This window comes from Amycolatopsis thailandensis, assembly GCF_042723255.1.
Classification (GTDB): Bacteria; Actinomycetota; Actinomycetes; order Mycobacteriales; family Pseudonocardiaceae; genus Amycolatopsis; species Amycolatopsis thailandensis.
In genome coordinates, this window is sequence record NZ_JBHXJK010000217.1 from 1 (window position 1) to 9,666 (window position 9,666).

General features: G+C 70.6%; 9 protein-coding genes. 6 read left to right on the forward strand and 3 right to left on the reverse strand.

The window, feature by feature from the left end; translation table 11 throughout:
* Positions 1 to 47 precede the first annotated feature (47 nt).
* Entirely contained in the window at positions 48 to 1,130 is a 1,083-nt protein-coding gene (locus ACFWMR_RS41085; RefSeq protein WP_378274513.1) for a neutral zinc metallopeptidase, read from the reverse strand.
* A 216-nt stretch (positions 1,131 to 1,346) separates the two neighbouring features.
* On the opposite strand from ACFWMR_RS41085, the gene ACFWMR_RS41090 reads away from it, so the two are divergent.
* From ACFWMR_RS41090 to ACFWMR_RS41110, 5 genes are read left to right on the forward strand one after another with little or no spacing between them, the layout of a single operon-like run.
* Positions 1,347 to 2,474, forward strand: a complete 1,128-nt coding sequence (locus ACFWMR_RS41090) for a hypothetical protein (protein WP_378382300.1) — start codon at positions 1,347 to 1,349, stop codon at positions 2,472 to 2,474.
* Positions 2,468 to 3,109, forward strand: coding sequence for a DUF4129 domain-containing protein (locus tag ACFWMR_RS41095; protein WP_378382301.1), 642 nt, complete (start codon positions 2,468 to 2,470; stop codon positions 3,107 to 3,109). The genes ACFWMR_RS41090 and ACFWMR_RS41095 overlap by 7 nt, the downstream gene beginning before the upstream one ends.
* Positions 3,106 to 4,230: a DUF4350 domain-containing protein gene (locus tag ACFWMR_RS41100; protein ID WP_093936558.1), complete on the forward strand. Its 1,125-nt coding sequence runs from the start codon at positions 3,106 to 3,108 to the stop codon at positions 4,228 to 4,230. Before ACFWMR_RS41095 ends, ACFWMR_RS41100 begins: the two co-directional genes overlap by 4 nt.
* Before the next feature lie 17 nt (positions 4,231 to 4,247).
* Positions 4,248 to 5,207 (forward strand): AAA family ATPase, encoded by a 960-nt coding sequence (locus ACFWMR_RS41105; RefSeq protein ID WP_093936557.1) that lies wholly within the window; start codon positions 4,248 to 4,250, stop codon positions 5,205 to 5,207.
* Positions 5,207 to 6,493 carry a DUF58 domain-containing protein gene (locus ACFWMR_RS41110; RefSeq protein WP_093936556.1) on the forward strand — a complete coding sequence of 429 codons (1,287 nt, stop codon included), beginning with the start codon at positions 5,207 to 5,209 and terminating at the stop codon, positions 6,491 to 6,493. The genes ACFWMR_RS41105 and ACFWMR_RS41110 overlap by 1 nt, the downstream gene beginning before the upstream one ends.
* A gap of 4 nt (positions 6,494 to 6,497) precedes the next feature.
* Here the strand turns inward: ACFWMR_RS41110 and ACFWMR_RS41115 are convergent, their stop codons facing one another.
* Positions 6,498 to 7,571 (reverse strand): hypothetical protein, encoded by a 1,074-nt coding sequence (locus ACFWMR_RS41115; protein ID WP_378382302.1) that lies wholly within the window; start codon positions 7,569 to 7,571, stop codon positions 6,498 to 6,500.
* 17 nt (positions 7,572 to 7,588) lie between these two features.
* Positions 7,589 to 8,596, reverse strand: coding sequence for a stage II sporulation protein M (locus tag ACFWMR_RS41120; protein WP_378382303.1), 1,008 nt, complete (start codon positions 8,594 to 8,596; stop codon positions 7,589 to 7,591).
* Positions 8,597 to 8,657: 61 nt separating this feature from the next.
* On the opposite strand from ACFWMR_RS41120, the gene ACFWMR_RS41125 reads away from it, so the two are divergent.
* On the forward strand, positions 8,658 to 9,614 hold the full coding sequence (locus ACFWMR_RS41125) for an RDD family protein (protein WP_378382304.1): 957 nt from the start codon (positions 8,658 to 8,660) through the stop codon (positions 9,612 to 9,614).
* The last annotated feature ends 52 nt before the right edge of the window (positions 9,615 to 9,666 follow it).

A 9,666-nucleotide genomic window follows, 5' to 3' on the forward strand; every position in this document is an offset into this window, starting at 1 on the left:
TCCTTGCGCCAGGCGCAAGGAAGGGGGCCTTCATGTACTTCACATCGTCAGGAAACGGCGCTCGACGGCGCCGAGAAGGTGTTGCAGTCGGCGATCCGGTTGTTGCTCGCGCCGGCCCGCCACCAGGACGCGTAATGCGCGTTCGTCCCGTGGTCCTGGCTGCGTGAGGTGTTGTCGCCCCGGGTCTCCTGGTCGTTCCAGGCCTTGTTGTACATGTCCCGGCTGACCGTGCCGCCCTGGTCGACGTGCGCGCCGAGGAACATCCCGGAGAAGCACTGCGCCTGGAGTTCCTTGCGCCGGGACATCTCCAGCCCGGAGGGGCTGTTCTGGCCCGATTCGTAGATCTTCTGCCAGGCCGCGTCCATCAGCCCGGCGACCTCCTGCACGTGGTGCCCGTACTCGTGCGCGAAAAGGGCGAGGTAGACGCCGGGGTTGTTGCCGTACTGGTCGGTCTGCAGACCCCGGAACGGCACGTAGAGGTTGTTCTCGCAGTAGTACGCCGCCGTCGCGATGCCCACCTGGATCGTGCCGCATTCGGTTTCGAAGCTGGCCCCGGTCGGGAAGTGCAGGGCGGGCGGGATGAACGGCAGCTTGTAGGCCTCGAGGAACGGGCCCCACGCGTTGTCGAGGCATTTGCCCGCCGCGGTGAAGAACGCCTCGGCGGCCTGCTGGCTGCTCTGCCACTGCGGCAGCGTGCAGACGCGGTTCTGCAGGCCGGCGCTCGGGTCCTGGAGGATCGGGTGGTCGCCGAGCTTGAGGATCTTCTGCGGTCCGCTCGAAGAGGACGGTGCCCTGGTCGGCGACGTCGGGAACGGGTTCGTCGAGGACGAGGGCGACGCGGACCCGCTCGGCGTCAGTTCCGCCGACGGGGGCGGGCTCGGCAGCGTGCTGTAACCCGCGTTCGCTACGTGATCGTTGCCGTCACGATTGAGTGAAACGATCGCGACCAGGCCGAGGACCAGGACGGCGACCGCGCCGAGGCAGATGCCGACGATCGCGCCCACGGACCGGCGTGGCGGCGGCGGGTACTGATGCGGTGCGCCGTGCCACTGGGGAGGGGGCTGACCGTGCACCGGCGGTGGCTGGACGGCGCCGCGTGGCGGCCACTGGCCGTGGGGCGGTTGCGTCATCAAGTCGGTCCCGGTGTTTCTAGGGGCGAACCGGGGGCGCCCGGTCCGATGTTCAGCATAACGAGCTAACGGCCTCCCCTCCCAGCACTTGGCAGCAGAGGGTATCCAGCGTGAGGCGAGCGGTCACCCATCAGTGTCGTCCCCCCAGCTCTGGCTGGGTGTCGGACCCTCTGGAAGAGTGTGCGCAAGCAACATGAACGGGTAGGGGGCTGTCGCATGACGGAGACCGGCGGACCGTCCGGGCCGGAAGGTACCGAGACGCCGAAGCCGCAGGCGGGCGAACCGGCACAGCCGCAGGCGGACGCGCCGACGCCGCCGCGGGGTGAGGTGCCGCCGTCACCGGCGCCGGAGCAGCAGTGGCAGTCCCCGTCCGGGGCGACGCCGCCGCCTCCGCTGCCGTCGTATCAGCCGCCGCCGCAGCAGCAGTACGCGAACTGGAAGGTCGGTCTCGGCAGGCCGGGGGTCATCCCGCTGCGCCCGCTGAACCTCACCGACATCCTCGACGGCGCGGTCACGGCCATGCGCAAGTACTGGCGGATGGTCTTCGGCGCGGCCGCGATCACCGCGGTGCTCACCGCGGCCCTCAACCTGGTCGGGCTGCTGCTGGTCGACACCACCGGCGACCTCGAGAAAATCCGCGATCTCGGCCCGGCGGCCACCGATCAGGAACTGATGAACCAGATGTTCAGCGTCCTGGGCGGATCGCTGGCGACGTCGTTCATCACCCTCGTCGCCACCCTGCTCGGGACGACCATCCTCACCGGATTCCTGACCGTCCTGATGGGCAAGGCCGTGCTGGGCAAGCCGGTCACCTTCAAAGAGGCGCTGAAAGAGGCGACGCCGCGGCTGCTGCCGCTGCTCGGGCTGACCGTGCTCTACACGCTGGCGATCATGGTCGCCGCCATCTTCTGCCTGCTGCCCGCGATCATCCCCTACACCTTCTGGGCGCTGGCCAGCCCCGCGTTCATCCTCGAACGCGGCACCGTGATGGAGGCGTTCCGCCGGTCGGTGAAGCTGGTCTCCGGGATGTTCTGGCGGGTCTTCGGGATCCTGCTGCTGGCGTACGTGATCTCGTCGTTCCTGGCTTCGATCATCACGATCCCGTTCAGCTTCAGCGCCTTCCTGTCCATTTTCGGCAATCTGGACCAGATGTACGTTCCCTCGACCGGTGACCTGATCCTCCAGTCGGTGGGCACGGTGATCGCGCAGACGATCGTCGGACCGTTCACCGCGCTGGTGACCGTGATCCTCTACATCGACCAGCGGATGCGCCGCGAGGGCATGGACATCGAACTGGCCCGCGCGGCCGGGATCACGCCGCCGCCCCCGCCGCAGGCATGGTGACGCGCTTCCTCACCGAAGTCCCGGTCGACATCGACCGGGACACCGCCCGGCTGCGCGCGGCCGAAGAACTCGCGAATCCGGCCTATCAGAACGCGAAACCGAGCTGGCTGTCCGAGGCGTTCAGCTGGGTGCTCGAAAAGCTGCTGAGCTTCCTCGACACCGTCGACAGCGCGGTGCCCGGCGGGATCTTCGCCGTGGTGCTGCTGGCCGTCGTGCTGATCGTGCTGGTGGTGGTGATCCGCGTGCGATCCGGTCCCTTGGCGACGTCGGCCAAGAGCGGACGGGCCGTGTTCGCCGGGCAGCGCAAGGCTTCCGGCGAACACCGCAAGGCCGCCGAGGAAGCGGCGTCGCGGGGTGACTTCGACGACGCTGTCCGTGAGATCTTCCGCGCCGTGGTGCGGTCCTTGGAGGAGCGGGCGCTGCTGGACGAGAAGTCGGGCCGGACGGCCGACGAAGCCGCCCTCGAAGCCGGACGCCTGCTTCCCGACGTCGCCGTCCCGCTGCGCGCCGGCGCGCGGTTGTTCGACGACGTCCACTACGGAGACATCCCGGCCACCGAGGACGGCTACCGCTCACTGTCCGAATTGGACGAACGCTGCCGTCGCGCCCGGCCCGTCGCCCTGGCGGCCGGATGACCTCGGTTTCGCCCGACGCCCGCCGGATCTGGCGCGGGGTGCGGCTCCCGCTCGCGGTCGTCCTCCTGCTCGTGCTGACCGGGACGCTGCTCGTCCTCGTCCAGGGCGAGCAGACCACCGGCGCGCTCGAACCGGGCTCCTACGAGCCCGGCGGCGGCCGCGCGCTGGCGACCCTGCTGGAACGGGAAGGCGTCAAGATCCCGATCGTGCGCACCGCCGCCGCGGCCAAGGGCGTCGCGAGGGACGCGACCGTCCTGATCACCAAGCCCGAGTACGTGCCCAAGAGTGCTTTCGCGGAGATCAGGCAGAACGCCGAGCACGTCGTGCTGGTGCAGCCGAGCCCCGGCACGGTCGACGAAGTCCTCCCCGGGGTGCGGGTGAACGGTCAGGCCGAGACCGAGACCCGCGCGCCCGACTGCGAGGCGAAGGACCCCGTCGCGGCGGGGAACGCGACGATGGGCGGCCTGAAGTACGCGGCCACGCAGCCGAGGGCGCTGGAGTGTTACGGCGGTTCGTATCTCGAAGTCCCCGGTCCACAAGGGACGGTGACCGTACTCGGCACCCCCGCGCCGCTGACCAACGAGTGGCTGGCAGGCGAAGGCAACGCGGCGCTCGCGATGCGCCTGCTCGGGAAGCACGAACGCCTGGTCTGGTACCTGCCGACGGCCGCCGATCCGTCGCTGGAGACGGAGAAGAAGCCGCTGTCGGAACTGATCCCGGCGGGCTGGTCGTACGCGGCCTTGCAGGCCGGGTTCGCGGTGGTGCTGCTGGCGCTGTGGCGTTCCCGGCGGCTGGGGCCGGTGGTGACCGAGCCGATCCCGGTCGTGGTGCGCGCGGCCGAAGCCACCGAGGGGCGGGCGCGGTTGTATCGCCGGGCGAAGGCCGCCGCGCACGCCGGGGAAACGTTGCGTGAGGCCGCTCGCGCGCGGCTCCGGCCGTTGCTGGGCCTCACCCGGGACGCCGAACCCGCCGCGTTGGTGGAGTCCGTCGCCGGGCGGACCGGCCGGGCGCCCGCCGAGATCGGCGCGCTGTTGTACGGGGACCCGCCCGCCGATGACGCCGCGCTGGTGCGGCTGGCGGACGGACTCGATGTCGTGGAACGAGAGGTGGAGCGGTCTTGAGTAGCGATCAGTCCAGTGTGGATGGTGCGGCCGAAGCGCGGGCGGCGCTGATCGCGCTGCGCGCCGAGGTCGGGAAGGCCGTGGTGGGCAACGACGCGGCGGTCACCGGGCTCATCATCGCGTTGCTGTGCCGGGGACACGTGCTGCTCGAAGGCGTTCCGGGGGTGGCGAAGACGTTGCTGGTGCGGGCGCTGGCCGCCGCGCTGGACCTGGAGACGACCCGGGTGCAGTTCACGCCGGACCTCATGCCGGGCGACATCACCGGCTCGATCGTCTACGACGCGCACAGCGGCGAGTTCTCCTTCCGCGAGGGCCCGGTGTTCACGAACCTCCTGCTGGCGGACGAGATCAACCGCACCCCGCCGAAAACGCAGTCTTCGCTGCTGGAGGCGATGGAGGAGCGGCAGGTCTCCAGCGACGGCAAGACGCGGCCGCTGCCTGATCCGTTCATCGTTATCGCGACGCAGAACCCGGTCGAATACGAGGGCACGTACCCGCTTCCCGAGGCGCAGCTGGACCGATTCCTGCTGAAGCTGACCATGCCGATGCCGTCCCGCGAGGACGAATTCGGCATCCTTTCCCGGCACGCGCAGGGTTTCGACCCGCGCGACCTCACCGCGGCCGGGATCCAGCCGGTCGCCGGCGCCGCGCAGCTCGACGCCGCGCGGCGTGCGGTCGCCGGGGTCACCGTGCGTCCCGAGGTGCTCGCCTACATCGTCGACGTCTGCCGCGCGACCCGGGCGCTGCCGTCGGTGCGCCTCGGTGTTTCCCCGCGTGGCGCGACGGCGCTGCTGGCCGCGACACGGGCGTGGGCGTGGCTCGCGGGCCGCGACTACGCCACGCCGGACGACGTCAAAGCCTTGGCACGGCCGTCTTTGCGGCACCGGCTCGACCTGCGGCCCGAAGCCGAGCTCGAAGGCGCGACCGCCGACGGTGTACTGGACCGCGTCCTCGCGTCCGTGCCCGTTCCACGCTGATGGCCGTCACCGGGCGGCTCGGGCTGCTGGCGCTCCTCGCGGCGCCGGTGGTCGGCTTCCTGCTGCCCTCGTGGGCCGGGATCGGGCTGGCCGCGGCGGTGCTGTTCCTGTTGGTGGTGCTGGATCTCGTGCTCGCCGGGAGCGTGCGGAAGCTGGCGTTCGCGCGATCCGGCGCGACGTCCGTGCGGCTGGGGGAGGACTGCGAGGTCACGCTGACCGTCGCCAATCCCGGTGGCCGTCCGGTGCGCGCGTGGCTCCGGGACGCGTGGCCGCCCAGCGCCGGCGCGGACGACAGGCACCGCTTGACCTTGCCCGCGGGCGAAAGGCGCGTCGTGACCACTCGGCTCCTGCCGACCCGGCGCGGCGACCGGACCGCGGCCAGGGTCACCGTCCGGTCGACCGGGCCGCTGGGGCTCGCGGCACGGCAGGGTTCGCACGAGGTGCCGTGGACCGTGCGGGTGCTGCCGCCGTTCCACAGCCGCAAGCATCTGCCGTCGCGGCTGGCGCGGCTGCAACAGCTCGACGGCCGCAACGCGGTGCTGATCCGCGGCCAGGGCACGGAATTCGACTCCCTGCGCGAGTACGTGATCGGCGACGACGTCCGGTCGATCGACTGGCGGGCCTCGGCGCGCGCGTCCGACGTCATGGTGCGGACGTGGCGCCCGGAACGCGACCGGCACGTGGTGCTGGTCCTCGACACCGGCCGGGTTTCGGCAGGCCGGGTCGGCGACGCGCCGCGGCTCGACGCGGCGATGGACGCGGCCCTGCTGCTGGCGGTGCTCGCCGCGCGGGCGGGTGACCGCGTCGACCTCCTCGCCTACGACCGCCAGGTCCACGCCGCGGTCCAGGGATCGTCGGAACTGTTGCCCGCCTTGGTGAACGCGATGGCGCCGCTGGAACCGTCGCTGGTCGAGACCGACGCGCGGGGGATGATCGCCGAGGTGCTGCGGCGGACCCGGCGGCGCGCGCTGGTGGTCCTGCTGACCGGGCTGGACGCGGCGCCACTGGAGGAAGGCCTGTTCCCGATACTGTCCAAGCTGACTTCGCGGCACCAGTTGATGATCGCTTCGGTGGCGGACCCGCGGGTCGCCGAGATGGCGGCGGGGCGCGGTGACGCGGAAGCCGTCTACGACGCGGCCGCGGCCGAGCGGGTGCTGGCCGAACGGCGCCAGGTCACCGCGCGGCTGGCGCGGCACGGCGTCGAGGTCGTCGACGCCGTGCCCGAGGATCTGCCGCCGCGCCTGGCCGACCGGTATCTCGCGCTGAAGGCGGCCGGACGGCTGTGATCGGCTAGGCCACCAGCGCGAAACTGGAGTAGTACTCGCCCGACGGATCCCGCGAGCCGCTCCGGTCCGGGCTGACCTCGGCGCCGACCCAGCCCTGGAACGCCCCCGCGTCGTCGATCACCTGCAGCAGCGGGCGGACGTGGCTGTTGCCGAGGTAGCAACCGTTGTAGGACAGGCATTCGCACCAGAACTCGTAACTGTTGCGCCGTCCGCCGAAGGCGTCGCTCAGGTAGTAGAACCGCCTGTCGCCGGTGTCGATGATCTTCTGCGCGCACGCCGCGTGGCCGGGGCCGGCGGGGCAGCAGGAGGACGGATCGCAGCCGGAGTCGTACTGCACGAACCCGAGACACGAGCCGTCGTCGCACTTGTTCCACCCGGGGCCGACGCCGAGGGCGCCGCTGCTTCCCCTGGTCCAGTTGGTGATCGCGCGGCGGTTCACGCCTTGGCCTTCGAGCAGGTACGACCGCTGGGTCGCGCGCACGGAGCTCATCGGGGCCTTGCTGGTCTGCGCCAGAGAAGCGTTGCTGCCGTAGGCGATGCCGCTGCTGATCGAATAGTTGTCGCCGACCAGCTGCATCCGGCCGAGCCCCGGCCGTGTCTCCGAAACCGACCAGGTCTCGGTGAGGTTCACGGGAGTGGTCGTGCCGTCGACGGTGCTGCTGGTCCAGGTGATGGCCACCTGCCCCGATTTCTGGGCGTAGGTGCCGGTGAAGTGACCGTTCGGTTCACCGGTGAAGCCCGGCGCGGTCTTGATCGGACAATTGTTGCGGGGGTTGGATCCCGGTGCCCAATCTCCGCAGTAGTAGACGTCGCCGCTGTTGACCGGGGCGGGGAAATCCGCCTGGCTCCACGTCCAGAAATTGTGCGCGACGGTGTTGTCGGCCGGGTTGAAGACGAGATAACCGAGCCGGACGTAGTTGCGGTCGGCGTCGGTGCGGAACCCGCCGACGCTCACCACCCAGTTCTGCTTGCCCGAAGGCGCGGAGACGGTCTTGGCCTGGGACGCGCCGACGAGCAGCGTCGAGGCGAATACGGACAGGACGGCTATCGCGAATACGCGTAAACGTTTTCTCCCCATGGGGGGAGCTAACCAGGTCAGCCCGCTTCCGGTCGAGAATCACCAGCGTATCGCCAGTCGACATCACCCTTTTCCCCCGCTTTCGCGGCCCGGCGCCCGACGACGAACACATAGAGTAGAAACGCGACCTCGGCGATTACTCCGATTCCGATGCGGGCCCAGGTCGGCAGGCCCGATGGCGTCACGAAACCCTCGATCACGCCGGAGATCAGCAGCACCACGGTCAGTCCCAGCGCCATCACCACCACCGAGCGGCCCTGCTCGCCGAGCGCCGCCGTCCGGGAACGGCGTCCCGGGTCGACGACCGTCCAGCCGAGCTTCAGCCCCGTCCCGGCCGCGACGAACACCGCGGTCAGCTCCAGCAGCCCGTGCGGCAGGATCAGGCCGAAGAACACGTCGAGCCGTCCGGCCGAGGACATCAGCGCCGCGCCGATCGCGAGGTTCAGCGAGTTCGCCCAGAGCGCGTAGATCACCGGGACCCCCAGCACCACGCCGAGGAACAGGCAGGTCGCGGCCACCCACGCGTTGTTGGTCCAGACGCGCGCGGCGAAGGAACCCGCGGGATCGGACGAGTAGTACGTCTCGTACTTACCGCCGGGCGCGGTCAGGTCCTTGAACTCCTCGGGCGAGGCCAGTGACGCGAGCACCTGCGGATCGCCGGCGATCCACACCGCCGCGATCGCCATCACCGCGATCGACGCGGCCGCCGACGCCAGCCACCAGCGCCGGCTCAGGTACAGCGCTGCGGGGAACCGGTGGGTGAAGAACAGCCGGACCTCGCGCCAGGCGGGACTGTGCGAGCCGGTGACGGCCGAGCGGGCCTTCGCGACCAGCCCGGACAGGTGCGCGACGAGCACGGGATCGGGCGCGACCGAGCGGATGATCGAAAGGTGCGTCGCGACCCGCTGGTACAGCGTCACCAGTTCGTCCGCGTCCGGCCCGCTGAGTTTCCCGGCGCGGCCGACGAGGTCACGCAGCCGATTCCATTCGGCCTGGTGCGCGGCGACGAACACGTCCACGTCCAACTCGGAGCCCTCCCGGCGATCGTCCTTGGTCGCCCAGCCTATTCGTCACTACGCTTGCCGGGTGGAACAAGAGTCCGATCTCGTCACCGGCGAGGCCGTCGTCCTGGACGTGCGCGCGGCGAAGCTGGCCAGCCGCGGGCTCGCCATGATGATCGACGTCGCCCTTCAGCTCGTCACGCTGGTCGTCGCGATGCTGGTCCTGAGCCAGATCGCCGCGTTCGGCGACGAAGCGCTGGCGCTGACCCTGTTCCTGGTGACCCTCGTGCTGGTCATGGTCGGCTACCCGGTGATCTTCGAGACACTGAGCCGCGGGCGCACCCTCGGGAAGATGGCGCTCGGCCTGCGCGTGGTCCGCACCGACGGCGGCCCGGTCCGGTTCCGGCACGCGCTGGTCCGCGGGCTCGCCGGGTTCTTCGTGGACTTCTGGGCGCTGGGCCTGCTCGGTGTCGTGGCGGTGATCACGTCGCTGCTGTCGCCCAACGGCCGCCGCGTCGGCGACTACCTCGCCGGCACCCTGGTGATCCGGGAACGCATGCCCGCCGCCCGGACGCCGTACGTCGGCATGCCGCCGCAGCTGGCGTACTGGGCCTCGCAGCTGGACCTGACCCGGTTGCCGAACGACCTCGCGCTGGCCGTGCGTCAGTACTTGAGCCGTACGAGCGAGCTTCGGCCGGAAGCGGCCGAGGCGCTCGGGTACGGGCTCGCGCAGCAGGTCGCCGGGGAGATCGGGGCGCCGGTGCCGCCGGGGGTGCCGTCGTGGGCGTACCTGTCGGCGGTGCTGGCCGAGCGTCGGCGGCGGGATCAGGAGAAGCTGCGGCCTCAGTACGCGCAGCCTGTCGCGCCTGCTGTTGCGCAGTACGCGCCTCATGGGCAGTACGCGCCGCAGGGGGAGCCTGTTCAGTCTTATGGGCAGTCTTATCCGCAGTCGTATCCGCAGGCGGCCGCTCCCGCGCCGGTCACACCGCCGCAGTCGGAGACCGCTCCGGAACCGGAAAACCCCTTCGCCCCGCCGGGCTGACGGACCGCCGTTCCGTGAAGGCCTCCTTCCCTACCTTGAGAGTAGGGAAGGC

Coding starts and splice junctions, on each gene's coding strand:
- ACFWMR_RS41115 (WP_378382302.1), bottom strand. CDS start 7,571: ATGGGGAGAAAACGTTTACGCGTATTCGCGATAGCCGTCCTGTCCGTA.
- ACFWMR_RS41090 (WP_378382300.1), top strand. CDS start 1,347: ATGACGGAGACCGGCGGACCGTCCGGGCCGGAAGGTACCGAGACGCCG.
- ACFWMR_RS41100 (WP_093936558.1), top strand. CDS start 3,106: ATGACCTCGGTTTCGCCCGACGCCCGCCGGATCTGGCGCGGGGTGCGG.
- ACFWMR_RS41085 (WP_378274513.1), bottom strand. CDS start 1,130: ATGACGCAACCGCCCCACGGCCAGTGGCCGCCACGCGGCGCCGTCCAG.
- ACFWMR_RS41095 (WP_378382301.1), top strand. CDS start 2,468: ATGGTGACGCGCTTCCTCACCGAAGTCCCGGTCGACATCGACCGGGAC.
- ACFWMR_RS41110 (WP_093936556.1), top strand. CDS start 5,207: ATGGCCGTCACCGGGCGGCTCGGGCTGCTGGCGCTCCTCGCGGCGCCG.